The organism is Anatilimnocola aquadivae, assembly GCF_049819085.1.
Classification (GTDB): Bacteria; Planctomycetota; Planctomycetia; order Pirellulales; family Pirellulaceae; genus Anatilimnocola.
Genome location: NZ_CP187419.1, coordinates 1,917,995 through 1,936,635, shown reverse-complemented (window position 1 = coordinate 1,936,635; position 18,641 = coordinate 1,917,995). Strand labels below are relative to the sequence as shown.

General features: G+C 57.7%; 15 protein-coding genes and 1 tRNA gene. 10 read left to right on the top strand and 6 right to left on the bottom strand.

The genetic code is table 11. The annotated features are described in order from the left end of the window. Positions 1-3: 3 nt before the first annotated feature. Both hrpB and NA78x_RS07680 read right to left on the bottom strand, forming a co-directional pair. Entirely contained in the window at positions 4-2,547 is a 2,544-nt protein-coding gene (hrpB, locus tag NA78x_RS07685) for an ATP-dependent helicase HrpB (RefSeq protein WP_425617847.1), read from the bottom strand. Between the two features lie 6 nt (positions 2,548-2,553). After that, positions 2,554-4,266, bottom strand: a complete 1,713-nt coding sequence (locus NA78x_RS07680) for an ATP-binding protein (RefSeq protein WP_425617846.1) — start codon at positions 4,264-4,266, stop codon at positions 2,554-2,556. Positions 4,267-4,510: 244 nt separating this feature from the next. Here NA78x_RS07680 and NA78x_RS07675 point away from each other — a divergent pair, with 244 nt between their 5' ends. The 3 genes from NA78x_RS07675 (at position 4,511) to NA78x_RS07665 (ending at position 6,728) form a co-directional block, all read left to right on the top strand. Continuing rightward, positions 4,511-5,245, top strand: coding sequence for a TraR/DksA family transcriptional regulator (locus tag NA78x_RS07675; protein WP_425617845.1), 735 nt, complete (start codon positions 4,511-4,513; stop codon positions 5,243-5,245). A gap of 72 nt (positions 5,246-5,317) precedes the next feature. Next, positions 5,318-6,322: a TIGR01777 family oxidoreductase gene (locus NA78x_RS07670; RefSeq protein WP_425617844.1), complete on the top strand. Its 1,005-nt coding sequence runs from the start codon at positions 5,318-5,320 to the stop codon at positions 6,320-6,322. A gap of 31 nt (positions 6,323-6,353) precedes the next feature. Further along, positions 6,354-6,728, top strand: a complete 375-nt coding sequence (locus NA78x_RS07665; RefSeq protein ID WP_425617843.1) for a nucleotide pyrophosphohydrolase — start codon at positions 6,354-6,356, stop codon at positions 6,726-6,728. A gap of 545 nt (positions 6,729-7,273) precedes the next feature. Here NA78x_RS07665 and NA78x_RS07660 read toward each other — a convergent pair. Then, positions 7,274-7,558 carry an antibiotic biosynthesis monooxygenase family protein gene (locus tag NA78x_RS07660; RefSeq protein WP_425617842.1) on the bottom strand — a complete coding sequence of 95 codons (285 nt, stop codon included), beginning with the start codon at positions 7,556-7,558 and terminating at the stop codon, positions 7,274-7,276. A 192-nt stretch (positions 7,559-7,750) separates the two neighbouring features. Here NA78x_RS07660 and panB point away from each other — a divergent pair, with 192 nt between their 5' ends. Then, positions 7,751-8,548: a 3-methyl-2-oxobutanoate hydroxymethyltransferase gene (panB, locus tag NA78x_RS07655; RefSeq protein ID WP_425617841.1), complete on the top strand. Its 798-nt coding sequence runs from the start codon at positions 7,751-7,753 to the stop codon at positions 8,546-8,548. 171 nt (positions 8,549-8,719) lie between these two features. On the opposite strand, the gene NA78x_RS07650 is transcribed toward panB, so the two are convergent. Then, a complete protein-coding gene (locus NA78x_RS07650) occupies positions 8,720-9,160 on the bottom strand; it encodes a hypothetical protein (protein WP_425617840.1) in 441 nt (146 codons plus the stop codon). Between the two features lie 215 nt (positions 9,161-9,375). Here NA78x_RS07650 and NA78x_RS07645 point away from each other — a divergent pair. The 5 genes from NA78x_RS07645 (at position 9,376) to NA78x_RS07625 (ending at position 15,045) form a co-directional block, all read left to right on the top strand. After that, positions 9,376-9,457, top strand: a tRNA-Leu gene (locus tag NA78x_RS07645). A gap of 171 nt (positions 9,458-9,628) precedes the next feature. Beyond that, a complete protein-coding gene (locus tag NA78x_RS07640) occupies positions 9,629-12,091 on the top strand; it encodes a hypothetical protein (protein ID WP_425617839.1) in 2,463 nt (820 codons plus the stop codon). A 5-nt stretch (positions 12,092-12,096) separates the two neighbouring features. After that, positions 12,097-12,390, top strand: coding sequence for a J domain-containing protein (locus NA78x_RS07635; RefSeq protein ID WP_425617838.1), 294 nt, complete (start codon positions 12,097-12,099; stop codon positions 12,388-12,390). Beyond that, the gene (locus NA78x_RS07630; protein WP_425617837.1) at positions 12,390-13,193 is read left to right on the top strand and encodes a nucleotide exchange factor GrpE; all 804 of its coding nucleotides are present in this window, start codon (positions 12,390-12,392) and stop codon (positions 13,191-13,193) included. Before NA78x_RS07635 ends, NA78x_RS07630 begins: the two co-directional genes overlap by 1 nt. 52 nt (positions 13,194-13,245) lie before the next feature. Then, a complete protein-coding gene (locus NA78x_RS07625; protein WP_425617836.1) occupies positions 13,246-15,045 on the top strand; it encodes an Hsp70 family protein in 1,800 nt (599 codons plus the stop codon). A 326-nt stretch (positions 15,046-15,371) separates the two neighbouring features. On the opposite strand, the gene NA78x_RS07620 is transcribed toward NA78x_RS07625, so the two are convergent. Next, positions 15,372-16,163 (bottom strand): peroxiredoxin family protein, encoded by a 792-nt coding sequence (locus NA78x_RS07620; protein ID WP_425617835.1) that lies wholly within the window; start codon positions 16,161-16,163, stop codon positions 15,372-15,374. 200 nt (positions 16,164-16,363) lie between these two features. Here NA78x_RS07620 and NA78x_RS07615 point away from each other — a divergent pair, with 200 nt between their 5' ends. Then, complete coding sequence (locus NA78x_RS07615) at positions 16,364-17,464, top strand: hypothetical protein (RefSeq protein WP_425617834.1); 1,101 nt, start codon at positions 16,364-16,366, stop codon at positions 17,462-17,464. A 9-nt stretch (positions 17,465-17,473) separates the two neighbouring features. Here NA78x_RS07615 and NA78x_RS07610 read toward each other — a convergent pair whose 3' ends face one another. Beyond that, entirely contained in the window at positions 17,474-18,625 is a 1,152-nt protein-coding gene (locus NA78x_RS07610; protein WP_425617833.1) for a DNA topoisomerase IV subunit A, read from the bottom strand. Positions 18,626-18,641: the final 16 nt, after the last annotated feature.

Below are 18,641 nucleotides of genomic sequence, written 5' to 3'. Positions count from 1 at the left end.
CGCTTACGACGTTCTGCGGGGCGGTCGTTTTTGCGGTAACGCTTCGTAGGGATTCTCGGGCCACGAATGCTTGGGATAACGATTGCGCAGGTCCTTGCGAACCAGGCTGTAGGTGTTTGCCCAGAAGCTTTTCAGGTCTGCCGTTACCTGCGCGACTCGCATGTTCGGTGCGAGTAAGTGCATGAGCACGGGAATGCGGTTGCCAGCGATGCGCGGCGTGTCCATCAGGCCGAAGATCTCTTGAATGCGCACCGCCAGAATCGGAGGTTGCCCCACTTCGTACTGAATGGTGATCTGGCTGCCACTAGGCACGCCGATCCGCTCAGGCGCTTCGCGCTCGACTTGTTGCAACTGCTGGTAAGCGAACAGCCCCTTTACCATTTGCAGCCAGGGTGCCCGGCGCAACTCGACGAGTGATTTGCAACCGAGACACAACTCCGGTAACAAGCTGCGGAGTTGCTCGTCGTCGAGTGTTGGCAAGCCGAGATCGGGCATCCATTGCCCCAGGCAGCGAACTCGCGTGACGAACTGCGTCAGGTTCTCGTTATCGGTCGGATAGGCTTGCTCCCAATGCTCCGCTGCTGCTGCCGCGAGCACGACAGCCACTCGTTCGGCCGCTGGGTAAGCTGCCTGGCGAGCATCCAGAATCAGATCATCCCAGCGCAGCACCCTCTGGCTGATTACACGCTGCTGTGCTTCGTCGTAAGTGACACTCGTTTCGTCCGAAAGCAGTTCGGGTGGCAGCCAGTCGCGCTCCACGGCGGCAGCCATCCGCACGTTCGCTTCACCAGTGCTCGCTTCAACATCAATGGCGAGAAACAGTTCTTCGCCGGTGACAGCCGATTGATCGGCCAGCTTCACACCGCGGCCGCCGACCATCAGCGCGCGGCGACTCCCCGGTTCACGCAGCCTCGCTAGACGATCGGGAAATGCCGCGAGCAACGACTGCCCAAGTGCATCGTCAACATTGATGGAGTTTCTGTTCGGGCGATTTCCTTCATCACGCACGAGCCGCAGCAATTGATCTCGCGCCCGCAGCACCTGATTCGCTGCCGATCGATTGATGGTGCCACTGGATGAGTCGACCTGACGATGCTGCTCGAAGGCATCGAGCGCGTCGATGCGATCTGCCAGATCGTTGGCACTGTGATGCGAGGGGGTGCGACGATCGCCGGGGCGATAGTTGGCCCGCAGAAACAAATCGCGTTCACTCAGCAAAGCAGCCGCGGTCGCCACTTCGTGGACGATCCCGCGCTGGCTTCCTTCGAGCAGCAATCGCCCCAGGCGAGGATGCACGGGCAATGCGGCCAGCGAGCGACCGAGCTTCGTAATCTGGTTGTCTTCGGCAGCCTTTAATCGCTCAAGCAAATGGAGGCCGCGCTGCAATGTCAGCGGCGAAGGGGGTTCGAACCAGGGAAACTGCTGCAAGTCGGGTTCGGCCCAGTTAAGAATCGTGAGGACCGCGCCTGCGAGATCAACTCGCTTGAGTTCAGGTTCGTCGTACTCCGGTCGCACGCGCTGGGTTGCTTCGGGCCAAAGACGAATGCAAACACCTGGCCCGGTTCGCCCGGCACGCCCGGCACGTTGCTGGGCCGACGCTCGCGAAATGGGACTGAGTTCCAACCTGTCGAGCCCGGTCGCTTCGTCGTACCGATTGATCCGCGCGAGGCCGCTATCGATGACCGTTGTTACGCCGGGAATGGTCAGCGATGTCTCGGCCACATTCGTCGCGAGAATGATTTTTCGCCCGTTCGATGGTTGCAGCACTTCGTCCTGTTGCGCGCCGGGCAGATCGCCGTACAGTTCCAGCAGGCGGATCTGGCGCTCGTCGCACCAAGGCTGCAACCGCTTCGCTACCTGCCGAATCTCGCCGAGTCCTGGCAGAAAAACGAGGCAATCGCCGGTCATGTCTGTTTTTAAGCGAGCAATCGCCGAGAACACCGCTTCCGGCAAAGGCTGTCGATCGAGTGTCGGCGCATATTGAATGTCGACAGGAAAGATTCGACCTTCGCTCCGCACGATAGGGCAGCCATCCAAGTAGGCAGCGATGGGTTCGGCTGCAAGCGTCGCCGACATGACGAGAATCCGCAAGTCGTCACGCACCGATTGCTGCACCTGCCGTGTCATCGCCAGCGAAAGATCGCTGGTGAGTGATCGCTCGTGAAACTCATCGAACAGGACCGCGTTTACCCCTTCCAAAAATGGATCTTGCCGCAATCGCTGCAACAAAATCCCTTCTGTGATGAGTTCGATCCGCGTGCGGGCACTCGTTCGCGATTCAAACCGCACTTGGTAACCCACCTCTTCGCCCAGTCGCCACTTTTGCTCTGCGGCAATGCGGGCAGCGGTGGCTCGCGCGGCAACACGTCGCGGTTGCAGGACCAGCAACTTGCCCTCGCCAATCAGACCACTCTGCAAGATTGCTGGGGGAACTCGGGTTGTTTTGCCAGCGCCCGGTGGTGCCTGTAGAACCGCGCAGCGACTGGTGCGCAGGGCACCGATGAGTTCTGCAAGACAGTCGTCGATAGGTAAGGGCGAGAGCGTCAACGAAACTTATCCGCGCAGCGTTTCGCTGGTGACCGGTTGGCTGGCGAGCTTGGCCGGCAGCGAAAGAATAAATTTGCTCCCCTCGCCGGGCACGCTCGTGACCAGGATATCGCCACCATGCTCGCGCAGAATCTTCTGGCTGACCGGCAAGCCCAGGCCCGTGCCTCGCGCGCCTTTGCGAGATTCGAAGACCGAAAAGATTTTCTGAATGTCCTCGGGCGCGATCCCTTCGCCATTATCTTCCACGATGATCGACGTCAGCTTTTCCTGGCGATCGTAGTCGATGTGCAGAGCCACGCGCGCCGCTTCGCGCTTTTCGCAGGCATCGATGGCATTGGTCACGATATTCAGAATCGCGCGATGCATCAGGTCGGCATCGAAGAGCAGCATCGGCACATCGGCACTCGGACTGAACTGGAGCAGCACCCCCGCTTCGGTTGCCCGGGTTTGCATGAGTTCGACAACGTCGGCAATGGTCTCATTCATGTCGGCGCGTTGCAAATCGGGTTCGCGATCTTTGCTGAACGAGAGCATGTCCATGACCAGGTTCGATATTCGCTCCTGGTTTTTCTCGACGATTCGCCAACCGCGCCGGACGACATCGTTCTCGCCGACCTTCAGCCCTTCTTCGATCAAGTAACTTCCGCCGCGAATGCCTTGCAGAATGTTCTTGATGTGATGCGAGAGCGTAGCAATGGTTTGGCCAACGGCTGCCAGCCGCTCGGCCTGCACCATCGCCGAATAATACGACGTGTCTTCGACCGCCAGGGCAGCCTGGTGTCCAATGGCCACCATCAACTTCAAATGCTCTTCGGTGAAGCGATTCGGCGACTTTTGCGTCAGTACCTTCTGGGGCGGCGTGTAGGTATCGATGTAAATGACACCGACAGTGCCGTAACGACCTTGGAGAGGCACACAGATGGCTTCGCGAACGCCAGATTGCACAATGCTTGCTGCGTGGTCCCAGCGTTCGTCTTCGCGAGCGTCGCTGGTGAGCACACCTTCTTTATTGGCGACGACATAATCGAGAATCGTCCGGCTCACCGCCAGCCGCTCGTCACTTTTTTCACCTTGGCGATTGCGACTCGACGTGGGGGTGAGTTCGCCCGTCTCTTGATCGACCAGCATGATGCAGCCGCGATCGGCTTCGACCCATTCGAAAATCAGCTCCAGAATGCGTTGCAAGAGTTGATCGATATCGAGCGTATGACTCACCGCCAGCGCCGTGCGATACATGATCTGCAGATTGCTGCGAGCGCGGGCCAGCCAAGGACTGTCCGAGGCACTGGGTGGCGCAAGCAACATGCTTCCTTGCTCGCGGCTCATCGATTTGACGATTCGCGATTCGTTCGAGACTCTTTTAGTGCCGATGATATCGACCGGATTCGACAGGTGCTCCATGTTCGCCGAGGCGGTCTCGGTAAACAGGAGCAAGGTGCGACCAATCAGCAGGCGATCGCCGGTGCGAAGCAAGTGCTCGCTGATCCGCTGGTCATTCACATAGGTGCCGTTCGAACTTTGCAAATCGACGACGCGATAACCGCCCGGTTCGCCATCGGGGCCGTCGGCATCGCGCACCTCGGCATGGCGTCGCGAGACTTCATTGTCTGCGAGTTGGATGCGGTTCGATTCGTCTCGTCCGAGGGTCTGCGGATAGCTGGGTCGCAGTTCGTACCGCTTGCCCCGATCGCGACCTTGCATGACAAAAAGCGTGGCCATCGGCGCATTGTAAGGGCTAAGGCGAGGGGGGTGTCAACGCAGGGTTGATCGCTGCAAAAAACGATGCGGTTGATGATCAAAGTGCGCGTTACAGCTTGCCAAACCTGCCTGTGGTGCTTGGCAGGAGACGACAGCGGCGCAAGGTTTGCGACTAACGAGATTCGCAATCAACAGGCACCGGTGATGCTTCAGCCAGAGGAAAGTCGCCGCTTGGTTCATAAACGACCAACAGGAGTCAACCCCGATGAAAACGCGGGATTTAGAGCAGTATCGCAGCGAACTTGTCATTCTCAGGGACCGATTACTCGGAATCGTATCCGCTGTCACCGATCAGGCACGCCAGCCGAGTGGCGGTCAGGGTGATTCGGAACTGTCCAATGCTCCCATGCACCTGGCCGACATGGGAACCGAGGAATACTTGCACGACTTGAATGCCACTTTGCTGGTGAATGAAGAGCAGCTGACGGCTGAAGTTCGCGCAGCGATCGCCCGTATCGATGCAGGCACCTTTGGAACGTGCGAGAACTGCGACCAAGCCATCGCCAAGGAACGACTGCAGGCAATGCCGTTCGTCAAACACTGCGTCGTCTGTGCCGAAGCCATCGATCACGAGGAATCGACCAACTTCAACCGAGGCCGCCCCTCCTCCCCGCGCGATACACTCGCACCCGAAGGGGAGATGAGCGAAAACCACTCACGCACGAGCCGGAAACCGCTAAGTGAGATTTCGGCGAACGAAGAAGAGGAGTTCAGCGAAGATTCGCATGCCGCTGGCACGGCCGGTGGTGGAACAGCTCTGGGTGGTCTCGCTGGCACGAACATCGGCCGCGGCGACCCCAGCATTGCGGACCTGCAAGATGCTTCCGGCAGCAGCGACTTCGATCGGACCGACGCCCGCGACGACAACGGTCCGGTTCCACATGCCGCGCGCAATGGTGTGCCGATTCGTGGCACCCCGAAATCCAAACAGCCTCGCTAAGCTGTTACCAACGCTCCCCTGCTGCGGTTAAAGACCTGCGTCGAAGACTTTGCACGCAGGGAAGAATTGCACATGAAAATCGTCATCCCAGGTGGCAGCGGACAAGTGGGACAGATGCTCGCGCGGCATTATTTGGCCGCTCGGCACGAAGTGGTCGTATTGAGCCGTTCTCGCGCGAATCGGCCCGACACAAATAAGCTCCGCACCGTTCTCTGGGATGCGGAAGCACTTGGCCACTGGCGAACAGAATTGGACGGCGCCGATGTCGTGATCAACCTCGCCGGCAAGAGTGTGAATTGCCGCTACCATGCGGCCAATCGTCGAAGAATTATCGAGTCGCGGGTGAAATCGACTCGCGCCATTGGACAGGCGATTCAGCAGGCACAATCTCCGCCGCGCATCTGGCTGCAGGCCAGCACGGCTACCATTTATGCCCATCATTACGATGCGGCCAACGATGACGTCACGGGTCTGATCGGCGGCAACGAACCGAGCGTTCCCGATACCTGGCGATTCAGCATTGATGTCGCGAAAGCTTGGGAAGCTGCAGCTACGGAATTTCGGTTGCCAAATACGCGGCAGGTTTTGATCCGCTCGGCAATGACCATGAGTCCCGACCGAGGCGGCGTCTTCGACGTGCTGTCAGGTCTCGTTCGTACCGGACTCGGCGGCACGAGTGGTGATGGTCGGCAATATGTCTCCTGGATTCACGAACTCGACTTCGTCCGCGCGCTCGATTGGCTCATTACTCACGATGAACTCACCGGGCCCGTGAATCTTGCTTCGCCAGCACCGCTGCCCAACGCCGATTTCATGCGCACCTTGCGGCATGCTTGGGGAACGAAGATCGGCCTCCCTGCTTCCCAGTGGATGCTCGAAATCGGCGCACTTTTTCTGCGCACCGAATCGGAACTGATTTTGAAGAGCCGCCGTGTTGTTCCCACACGATTGCTGGAAAGCGGCTTCGCTTTTCGCTACGCCCAGTGGGCTGATGCCGCACGCGAACTCGTCCGCCGCTGGAGAGCCGTTCGCGAACTGGGCAGCGCAGCACTCTCAACCGAAATGGTATCTTGCTGACAACCATCCCCCTGTCAGCAAGGACCGAACGATGCCCGCCGATGCCACGACGACCGTGCAGCAACTGAAAGAGATCATGCGCGCATTCGTCGCCGAGCGTGATTGGCAGCAGTTCCACTCGCCCAAGAACCTGAGCATGTCGTTGGCCATCGAAGCAGCCGAGCTGATGGAGCACTTTCAGTGGATTGACGTCCCTGCATCACGGCAAGTGAAGGACGACCCCGCGAAGCTGGCCGCCATTGGTGAAGAACTGGCTGATGTTCTCTGCTATACGCTGGCTCTCTCCAACGAACTGGGTCTCGACCTGAGCGATACCATGGGCGCGAAGATGCTCAAAAATGCTGCCAAGTATCCCGCTGCGGAATTTAAAGGGCGGTACGGGAAAGAAGATCCTCCGGCGAAGTAGGGCTGCGCTGTGTGTCTGCCACTGGCGGCCTGCTCAACCTTGCTTCGTGACCATCGCAAAGCTGGCGGTTCTGGTCAAATGCAACCGGTGGGAACTCGCGAAAATAGATCTTATTAATTTATCGAATATTATTTAATACACTATTGATAATCGATCGCCAGTGTGCGGAAATAGCGGGATGTTCTCTTTCAGTTTGGTCGTAAAAGGGTGAAGGCCGCGAGTTGCGGCGGGGCAGCTCGTTCTTGACGATGTGCCGGTTACGGGCAAATTAGCCTGTCCAAAAACCGGCCAGGTAGTTGGACAAAGAGAGCTGCACCAAGAATTCGCCGAGCAGGCCTAAGTGCTTGATCAGCAACAGTTTTCGGCGAAAAACAGGAATTAGCAGCTGTCCAATAACCGCCTGGGTTCTTGGACGTTTAGGCTGATGTGGCAGTGATCGCTGCTGCTGCTACTTTGAAATGCTCGATTCCAGCCAGGGGCGAATTCTCCCGCCGAGAGAGAACTCACCCCTATCGCCAAATGGTCACAGGCCAGAGGGCTATACCTTAGTGCTTGTACACCTTGTGTTGGGGACGGCCGGAGAGAATCTGCTCTTTGCCCCAGTTGGTAACGTCACGGAAAGCCTGGCTGCGAATGAACTCGCCAAAGGCGGCTTCGTCGGACCATTCGCTAGTGATCAGGTAGGAGGCATCGTCAGCAACATCTTTCCACAACGTGGACGAAGTGTGCCCAGGTGCGGCCTGCAGGGCCGTAATCACTGCAGCAAACTTTCCTTCAAAGTCCTGTTGCTTGCCGGGAAGGACGTGATAATTCATGCCGACGGTAATCATGGCTGCCTCTGGCGGAGAGTGATGGTAGCTGGAAGAAAGACTCACATTATAACGCCGCTTGCGTCGCGCAGTTGCTCGTATCGCCCCGTTGCCGGTGATGACGCGTGTAAGGACAATGAATCCTGGCTGTATCAGTCTTAGTAGGAATGTGAGCGGCATTTCGCTCGTTCTCCGATGAACAGAAAACTCTCCATGAAACGCCAGGCTCGCATCACCGTTCCGCAATTCGTCAGCATGAAGCAGGCCAAGCAGCCCATCACCATGCTGACGGCGTACGACTATCCCACTGCCGCGCTCGTCGATGCCGCTGGCGTCGAATCGATCCTGGTGGGCGACAGCATGGGAATGGTCGTGCAGGGCCACGAAACAACCCTTCCGGTCACGTTCGAGCAGATCAAATATCACGCTGAGATCGTCGGCCGCGCGGTCAATCGCGCGCTGGTGATTGCCGATCTGCCCTTTCCCACGAATCACCTGGGCGTGTATCGCGTCATCGAATTGGCCGGGCAACTGCTCAAAGAGTGCCGCGTCCAAGCGGTGAAGCTCGAAGGAGGAGCCGATCAGGCGAATGTCATCGCGGCATTAACAACCGCTGGCATTCCAGTGATGGCCCACGTTGGTCTGCGACCACAAAACATACACAACATGGGTGGCTACAAAGTGCAACGTGATGCCGAGCGACTGCTGGCTGACGCGAAGGCCGCTCAAGATGCCGGCGCATTCGGCATCGTGCTCGAATGCATTCCCGCCGAAGATGCTGCGCGAATCACGTCCGAATTAACGATCCCTACCATCGGCATTGGCGCCGGGGCGGAATGCGACGGACAGGTGCTCGTCCTGCACGACCTGCTGGGGCTCACCAACGGCTTCGTTCCCAAGTTCGTCAAGCAATACGCTGACCTACGTAGCACCATCACTGACGCCGTCACCAGCTATTGCGACGAAGTCCGCTCGCGCAAATTCCCCAGTAAGGAACAAGAATTCAAGTAGGCGTTGATCGGGGTGTGGTGTCCAAACGTAGCCATCTTGCTCCGCAAGATGTTGCCTGCCGTGCTGCTATTTTCTCGACGGAGCGAGATCACTATCTGGAAACGAAAAAAGGTCGCGGCTGAAAGAACAGCAGCGACCCTTAATTAGTCTTGGCATGCCTGCTAAAGGTGACTACTTAGCGCCAACCTTGAAGCCCTTGTCGAAAGCCTTGTCGTTGAAGATCAGTTCAACTTGGTCCTTCGATTCCTTGGCCTTGCCTTCGCACTTGTCGCAGCAGAAAGCGACGTCTGCACCGTTGACGGTGATCTTGGTGGCGGCATCAACTGGTTGACCGCTGAAGGGGCAAGCGGTTTGCTTGGCTTGGCCGGTGGCAACCAGTTGGTTGTTGGCCTTAGCAGCGTGCTTGGCTGGATCCTTGGCGAACCCCTTGGGGCAGTTATCGCAGCAGAAAAAGACCTTGGCACCACGATAGTCGACCGACTTAGCTTCGTTGGCGGGCTTGCTCGGTGCCATGATGCACTTCACGCCTTCGAGCTTCACCCCGTCGGCAGCGATGACAGCTACGGTGGCGGCGAGAACTAGACCCAAACCGATGAACATGCGATTCTTCATAATTGATTCTCCAGGCGGAACAGGACAGACGGGGAGGCGGTAGAGTTTGGCCAATCGGTATTATCGGCACCAGCGGCGCATTCTCTGAGTTAATCTAGGCGGAGTCAAGAGAATCCATCGAAACCTTTTGATGAAAACCATTGCCCGGGTGCCCGCTCCGCCCCTTTCACCTTCTGGATGGCCAATCGCTTTGACGTTAAACTGGCACATAGCGCGGCCGCTTGGTGAAATTGGCAGACACGCAGGATTTAGGTTCCTGTGCCGAAAGGTGTGTGGGTTCAACTCCCACAGCGGCCATTCTTCTTAAACCGCGATCTAACAAGGGCTCGCGTTCTATTTTCGGCGCAGCACGCTAGCTGCACATGCTCTTCCCAGCGGGCACTTGCGGACTAGCTTGCGCATCCGCCAAGATAATTTCATTCGAAGTCAGACACCTGTCAGATCTACGTCACGGATGAAGAGGGCGGAATGAATGGCTCAAGAGCCAAGTCGACACCTCAGACCGAGGTTGAGCGGCTGATTGAGAAGGGCAGAATCAAAGAGGCATTTAAGCAGGCGAAGCAATGCCTGCACCAACAGAATACGCCCGATAACCGCTGCCTCGTCGAAAAAACGTATCTCCTGCGAATCGACGAGTTGGCTCGCGGTGAGATGGTGAGCGCGGCTGCGGAAGTCGCGAAGAACTTTTTGGATTTTGGCGTCACGGACCCCTCGTCGCTGGAACAGCTCGTCTTGATCTTGCCGCGGATCGGAATGGCTAGTCAGGCTCTTGCGCTCGCCGACCGCATTGAGTCGCCCGATGCAAAGATGAGATTGGGGATCAAGGTTGCTGACGAAGCAGTGCTGCATCCAGTGCAACTGGCCAATGTCTCTCCCGAGGTTCGCGCGGGAGCAGAACGAATTCGCGCGGCACTGGCAGCGGTGGAGCGGGCAAGCGACAGCGATGCGCTCGACCTGCTGAAAGAAATCCCGCGCAATTCGCCGTGGGCCGATTGGCGGTATTTCGTCCGCGGGCTGATTGCCTTTTACCGCGAAGACCAGACGCAGACTCTCGAAAACTGGAATCGCTTGGACCCGCAGCGAGCTGCCCATTCGATTGCCGAGGTTTTGCAGCGTTCAACAAATGCGGTCGCTTTTCCTGCTCAGGTTGGCAAGAAAAACACTCCTGACTTTTCCCAGCTGGAAATTGCCGCCTTCGGAGAACCACTCCTCACGTGGACCGAGGAATTGCAGCGGCTCATCGATCCAATTTCGCATAAAGGACCCGACTGGCAAAAGGCCTGCCGAAAACTGAGTCTTCTAAGGACTGGCCTCCAGCGCTACGATCCTCGGCTGGCCCAGCGGCTGACCGAAGTGCTCATCATGCCCGTGATGGAAATCGCCACCCAGCTTTCGTTTGCTCAAGCAGAGCGACTGCTGCGTGACTTCACCACTGCAGCGGAGCCCCTAACATTCGATCCGCAATGGAATCGATTCTGGGCGCTGATGTGGGAGCAGGAACAGGGCGACGCCCAGGTAGCGATTGAGCACTGGCAGAAGTATCTCGCCGATTTGGAGCAACTATCGACCCTGGAGCCTGCCCAGCGGCGCCGAATGCAGGCAGTCGTCTGGAGGCACATTGCCGAAATCCATGTAGACTCGGACGTTCCCTCGTTCACCTCCGTCGCTGCCGAGCGTGGCCCAACTCCCGAACAACTGCGTCCTGCCATCGAAGCGCTGGAGCAAAGCCTGCGCCTTGATCCGCAGCAGCGGGCAACCTATCAAATGCTGCTGGAACTAACCGTCGGCTGCGATCTGCCGGACGCGACGGCTGAATTTGCCCGCAGATTTCTGGCCGCTTTTCCTGCTGAAGTGACGGCCGTCCGTTTGTTAATCGAACATTACCGTCGCCTTGATGAGGCAGACGAGATGCTCCGCTACGTGGAGCGGATGCGCGAGATTCAGCCGCTCGAATCGACGTTGGTCAGCGACGAATTCTGGGCTCGCATTTCGCTGGCCAGACAGTTAGCGATCGCCGGGAAACTCGATGAAGGCTGGGCAGAACTGGCCCGCTGCGAGGTGCTGGTACCGGAGTCCGCCGACAGCTATCGCATGTTTACGCGGCGGGCAATCCTCAAACTTAAAGCAGGCCAAGACGCGGAGGCGGTCGAATTCGTGAATCTGGCTTGCCGCAAACTGGACGAGCCCACGGCGATTTGGCTGGCGCTTCACATCGATTCAATTCGCTATCGGCTCCCGCGCAAACTGCAGGATCAGTTCAACGACTCACTGCAATCTGCCCTGAAGAATAAGGTCACTAGTCAGACGGCAGGGCAACTGGCGGAGTTACTGTATGCGATCGCGTTCTATGGCATCGAGTACGCGGGCTTCACTCAGCACAGCGACGACGTGGCGAGGTATCTTCGCCGCACGACACGAATTAAGTTTGCCGAAAAAGATTTGCGCACGGTTTGCTGCTTCCTCAAACATATCCAGGCCGACCCAGATCTGCTCGAAAAGCTAGTCAAGAAGGGGCTGAAGTCGTTTCCCCAAGCCTCGGTCTATCAGAGTCTGGCGGCGGACTTGGAGATGGCCATGGGACCGTTTAAATGCAACTTGCAAGCCGTCCGGAAGCACTTGCAGGCTGCATTGCGATTGGCAGAAGCATCGATCGATCCCACCGACCGGTCACTTATTCCTGACCTCAAGCAGCGGTTGTTGATTGTCGACGACATGTCGAAGCCCTTGCCGGGAATGCCACCATCGGCCGATTTTCCTGGTGGCTTTCAGGGAACGAGCATGCAAGAGATGCTGGCGGAGGTCATGAGGCGTCTGCAAAACGGCGAAACGAAAGAAGATTTGTTGAACGAATTCGCCCGGGACGATAACACCGACTTCTTCTTTGGCCCCCCGCCTCGTCGACAACCACCGGCCCCTCGCAAACGAAAGTAACCGCCGTGACTTCCCCCTACGAGATTCTCGGTCTTACTCCACAGGCCAGCGAAGACGAAATCCGCAATCGATATTTGCAACTCGTGCGAGAATTTCCGCCGGACCGAGCGCCGCAGCGTTTCGCGGAAATTCGCGCCGCTTACGATGAATTGCGCGATCCGCTGGTTCGCCTGGAGAAGCAGATTTTTTCTCCAGTAACGCAAGACTCGCTTTCCTTGCTGGCTGCGGACCTTCGCACGCGGCTGAAAACCTCGCGTTTGCCTGTCGCGGCGCTGTTGTCGCTCGCGGAGAATCGTTGATGGATGACCTTGAAGAACAGCAAATCCTCGAGCGACTGGGCCACTGGCTGCGCGAAGTTCGTGAGGAAGCGGCTCTCGTAGAGCGTGTTCAGCCGTCCCCCGCGACAATTCCTGCCCCCGAAGAATTTGGCTTGTATCAACTGGTCGAAGCCTTCACTACGCTTCGCCACGAAGTGAACCTGCAAACTCGCAGCAGCCGTGGCCTTGAAGATCAAACCAAGGCACTCCTTCCCGCGTTGCAACAGGCCCTCGATGCGCTGCGGGCCATCGAACCGCAGGAAGCCCGGGCAGCCTGGAACGCGGCCAAGCCGTTGGCCCTCGCACTCGCAGAACTTGACGAATCGCTGCAGCGGGGTCGCGAGCAAACCGAACGAGCCGTAGCCACCCTGCAAGCCAACTCTGAAAGCAACACCCTGGCCCGCCTCGACGCCGCCTACGCCCAGCAATCGTGGCTCACTCGACTTTGCCATGGCCGTTATTTCCAGCGTTTGCGAGCTGAACTCGTCGTACAGCAAGCACCATCTCAGCGCTCAGATTTGCTGGCAGCTCTGGTGGATGGTTACCGCTTGATTCAAAAGCGACTGGCGCAGAGCCTGCAAGTGGCCGGGATCTCGCGAATTCGCACCGTCGGTCAGCTCGTCGATCCGGAGCAGATGGTCGTTTTGGAAGTCGTCGATTCAGAGCGTTACCCAGCAGAGACTGTGTGCGAAGAGATTCGCTCGGGATACTTGTGGAAAGGACGGCTGTTGCGGTGCGCGGAGGTTCGCGCGACTCGCCCTGCCACCTCAACGACCGACGGCTAACCAGGGTCGCAGATAAAACTTACTGATTCTCCATCTCTTCAGGACAGACATCATGGATGTCATCATCGGCATCGATCTCGGTACCACCAATAGCGAAGTTGCCATCATTCGCGATGGCCAACCGGTAGTTCTGCCCGGAGACGACGGCAATCCGATTCTGCCTTCGATCGTCGGCCTCGATTCTGCGGGCCGACTGCTCGTGGGTCAGGCGGCGAGAAATCAATATGTCCTCGCACCGGAACGCACCGTTCGGTCCATCAAGCGGAAGATGGGGCAGGACGTGACCGTAATGCTTGGCGAGCAATCCTTTAACCCACTGGAAATTTCCGCCATCATTCTCCGCACGCTGAAGGAGCGAGCCGAAAAGGCCCTCGGACACGCAGTCACTCAAGCCGTCATCACAGTCCCGGCATTTTTTAACGAGGGACAACGTGAGGCGACCCGCGTCGCGGGCGAGTTGGCCGGTCTGCAAGTGATGCGGATCATCAACGAACCGACTGCGGCGGTGCTGACTTACGATCCACATCCGCCGGAGAGACAGCGACTGTTGGTTTACGACCTTGGTGGCGGTACTTTTGACGTCTCGATCGCGCAAGTCGAGCAGGGAGTAGTTGAGATTCTTGCGAGTCACGGCGATACCCAACTCGGGGGCGACGATTTCGACCAGCGGTTGCTGGACTTCGTTTGTGATGACTTTCAGACCGAGTATGGCATCGACCTGCGGCATTCGCTGGCGGCCCGTTCTCGCCTATTGGCCGCAGTGGAAGAAGCAAAAAAGCGACTGTCGACCGAGCCGGTGGCAACAATCGACGAAGCGTTCATCGCGGAGAAGAACGGAGTCCCCCTGAACCTCAGTATCGAAGTGTCGCGCGATGAGTTTGAGCGGCTGATCGAACCGCTGCTGAGCAAGACTCTGAAATGTCTTGAAGACGCGCTTCGCGATGCGAATTTGCCAGCCGGCCAGATCGACAAAGTCCTGCTGGTCGGTGGTGCCACGCGCACGCCGCTGGTTCATCAACTGCTCACCTCGCGGCTGGGAAGGCCCGTGCACTCGGAGGTTAACCCCGACCTGGCTGTAGCGCTTGGTGCAGCGGTGCAAGGCGGGCTGATTGCGGGGATCGATGTCGGTCCGATTCTCGTCGATATCACGCCACACACGCTCGGTGTGGAATCTCTCGGAGAGGTACGTGGTCTGCCGTCTAACCATTGTTTGTCGCCCATCATCGAACGGAACACGCCGCTCCCGGCGGTGCGGACCGAGATTTACTCGACGGTCTACGATGGTCAAGACGCGGCCGAGATTCGCATCTTTCAAGGAGAATACGACGATACCCGGATGTGCCAGCTTGTTGGCGAGGTCACGATACGGGGGCTCGCCCCGGTACCTTCTCCCAACTCCATTCTTGTCCGCCTCGATCTCGATCTCAATGGCATCCTGCGAGTCACAGCTACCGAGCGGGCTACAGGCCTGGTCAAAGAAGTCGTCATCGACAACATGATGGAACGCTTCAAGCAGCGGAGTCGCGTGAACGCGCTGGAGCGAATTGAGAACCTGTTCACCACATTGCCCGCTGTGGCCTATGCTTCGACTCCCGCGCAGTTAGAGGAGCACGCTGACGAGGGCGACATGGCGGAGATCGAAGATCCGGATTTGCGCGATGCAGTGGGCGCCGCACACGCGCTTCTCGACGCGGCGTCGCGGGTCATTCCGGGGGCCGCAGCGGAGGACGCTGCCGAATTGCAATCGCTTGCGGTTGACTTGCGGTCCGCAATCGACCGTGGTTCGCTGGACAAAATTCGTCGAACTTCTAAAGAAATTGAGGAGATCGTCTTCTACCTGGAGGATCGGTAATGTCGATTGTGCCCTCCCCCGCTCTTTCGCCACCGACGATGCGTTGTCCCACCTGTCGAGCGGAACAGGGCTGGTCCGACACCTGTCGTCGTTGCAAGTCCGACCTCCGCCTGCTCCGCACCGTCGCCGCTGCCTATCAGACCGCCCGCCAACGCTGCTTGGCGGAGATTCAGTCAGGCCACATACAGAGTGCTCAAGTATTCGCCCAAGAATGCCACCGACTTTCGGCAACCCCTGACTCGCGCCGGCTGCTCGCCGTGTGTGACCTGCTGCAGAGGAACTGGCGGAGTGCGGTTGCCATGGCAGAACAATGTGAGCAGGAATAGTTACTTCTCGGCAGCAGGCCTGTCTGCTGGTAGCGGCTTTGTTTCGGTCGACAGCTCTGCCTGCTCAACAGGTTCCAGCGGAAAGTCGGTTGCCAGTTCTTTGACGTGTCGCAAGAGTTCGCCGCCGCTGGGGCGGTCGGCATTGCTGCCCACATAGGCAAAGCGCAAACGTCCGGCCTTATCCAAGATGAACGAGGAGGGGCGAGCGAGGTGCTGGCGAATTTGCAGCGCGTCGACTGCCTTCAGGTCGAGATCGAGCCAGAGCGGAAATACTTGCACTTGGTTGCTGGTAGCGGAAGTTCGCAGTGGTTCCAGATCTTTGGCCTCGCTGCGCTGGGAAATCGGGAAGATCACCACTACCTCGGCTCCTGCCTTGCGAAACTCATCCACCGTGGCCGCTATGCCCGAGACTTGCGAAGTGCAATACGGGCAGACGTTCACCAGGCGTTCGCGAGTTTTTCCTTTGTTCCAATACGAAACGGAAGCCAGCGAACCTCTCGTGAAGACAATCACCTGGTGGTTTTTGCCAACGCGATCCTGCAACGAGACCGGCTCTCCCTGTTCGTTGGTGAAGGGAAGTTTCAAGAGTTGTTCGGCAGTAATCTCGCGCACATTGGTCTCAAGTTCGCGATCGGGAATTTCGAAGGCCCATTTTTGTGGAAAGAACTGCGGATAGAGGAACCACACCGCAGCGGCGACTGCCAACAGGGCGACGACCACTTTGATGATCTTTTGGGCAGGCGTTTCCGGCGGCTTAGGGGAAGGGGTATTCGTGCTGGCAGATTGAACCATGAGTTTTGCTCCGCAAGTTCCGGTCCGAGCGCAGGGGCGCTGCGAACAATTGGCATTGTATCTGAAAGCGTGAATTCCGGCCGCTTGTTACAGCGGACCATGGCTGAACGTCATGCCTTCTTCGGTTGCTTCGCGCATGAGTGGCAAAGTACCATGCACGATTATCGATGTTGTGTTTGACCCGCGCGGATCCCTGTGCCATGAACCCCCTGCACTTTTCCTTGCTCCTTGCGCTGATAGTCTCGGCGACCGCCTTTGCTGTCGACGAAAAGAAGAAAGCGGCACCAAAGAAAGGACCTGCGGCGCAGGCTCCCGCCAAGCCAGTAGACGAGAGTGATCCCCTGAAGGGCTTGGGCGCAGCTGTTGATTTGCCGGCGATTACGCCAGCAAGCAAATGGAGCACGCTGGCCAAAACCAACATTCCCGAAAAGCTGATTGTTTCGCTCAGTTTGCGGTTTGGCGATCGCTGTTTAGGCCCGGGCAAGCAAGTGGAGTTGAAAGAACGGGCCGATGGGCGCTCATGGCAATGCCTGGCGAAAGAGAACGCCACGGCGGAACCGGTAGAGATCGGCTTGTTCCGGATCGAAGGTGGGGCGATTCAATTCGCTTGGAGTGAAGGGGCTCAGCAAGTTACCGGTGCCGGCGGACTCAAGAATGCTTCGTTCGATATATCTGTTGGTACCAGCAAAAAGACTGTCGGGCTGCGACGCACGCAAAAGATCAAGCCGCTGGCACTCTCGTTGGACGAGCCGACGACGGAATATTATGAATTGGAAGATCCGCCGCGACTCGACAGCCTGCGTGTGGAAGTCGATATGCCGCGCGCGGAGTTCAAAAGCAAGAATGTCAGTTGGCGACTGCTGATCGACGGCCCCGCACTTAAGGCGAACGGCGGTTCGATGTTCGCTGAGGCGATTCGTCCACCGCACCTGCTCGTGAAAATCGACAGCAGTTTCAACAAAACGCTCAAGCTAACGGCGACCCCCATGTTTTGGATCGCCGATCGCGAGAAGCCCCAACGACTCACCGAGAAAGGCCTGACCACGGCCATTACGCAACTCAATGCCTACGAAGCCAAGCTGAACCTCACCCGCAGCAGTTTGCCGAAAGGCAAGTCGGCCAATGATGTCGCCAAAGCCCAGTCCGATGCCATCACCAAGGAACTGGCAGCCGTTCGCAAAGCAGGAAACGATCTCGCCTCGCTGCAAGAGTTCCTCAAAGAAATCAAACTCGGCGGAATCCACCTGAAGGTCGTTCAAGAAGTGGATGGGCAAACCACAACGCTTCTGACGACAAAGTGAATCCGGCGCCTAATCCAGAAAGTCATCTTCCTCAAGGCGCTGCGGCACAAACTCTTCTGTGACGTAACTGATGTCTTTGCTGATGAGAGATTCGACTTCGAGTTTGAACCCGTTCTTCAGCATCAGGTCGATCTCCTTCTGCCACGCTGGCTTGTGCTTGAACCAGGGGTAATCGGCGATTTGCTTCGCGCGCTTGATGTCCTGTTCGTTGAGTTTCAGCTGCACATCGCTGGAAAGATCGCATCGTTCATAATCGCGACTGCGCAGACCCAGGTAGCGGCAATCGGGAATGGCCATGCGGGCCGATTCGTGCGCGAGATTGATCGATCCCTGCTTAATCACGCTGTAGATGTAGTATCCCCACGGATCGTTATCGAGCACGCAATACACCGGCAGGCTAAGCTCGTTGTGCAGTCGATGCAGCATGCGCCGCACACCACGGGGTGGCTGACCACCGCCGTGCGTCAAGATGCAGTTGTGCTTGACCCAGAATTTGTCTTCGTTGAAGCGGCGCCAAACCGTGTCCTTTTCAACATGCAGGATGAACTCGGCCTTGCACTTCTTGAACTGCACCACTTCCGGTTCGACGATCGAGGGAATGCTGTATCCGCCGGAACCCATGCGCGTGCAGTCAATCTCGTCCCCGCTATCGATCACCGTAATATTGCCCACCATCGCGCCAGCGTTCTTGGCATACAGATGCAACTCTTCGCGCATCGCAGCGAGGATGATTTCCATGTCTTCGATCATGGCATCCGATTCGCTCTGATCGTCAAAGGTCTTTTCTTCTTTCGTCCCTTTGATGGTATGCAACAGCATGTAGTACAAACCTCGGAGGCTCGTCGTTTTGCCTTGCTCCAACAGCCGCTTGCAGCCGCTGCCCACGAGCAGCGTCTGCATGTAAGCCTTGGCCTGCGACAGGTTGAACAGCTCGCGCTGCGTCGTCGATTTGCCGAGTTCGAGAATCTTGCGCGACTTATTGAACGACACGTTCGACAGCGACCGCGAGCGGATATCCAGAAATGGTGCCTTGCTCTTTTCAGCAAACGCTTCGACCTTGGTCGCCAAGTCGCGCAGCGACGCCAGGGTCTTCTTATCCTTCGCGGTCAAAATCGCCGGTGGAGCTTTTTCAGTGGGGCGGGCTGAGGTTTTCTTGGCCATAGTAGATCGTTATGCG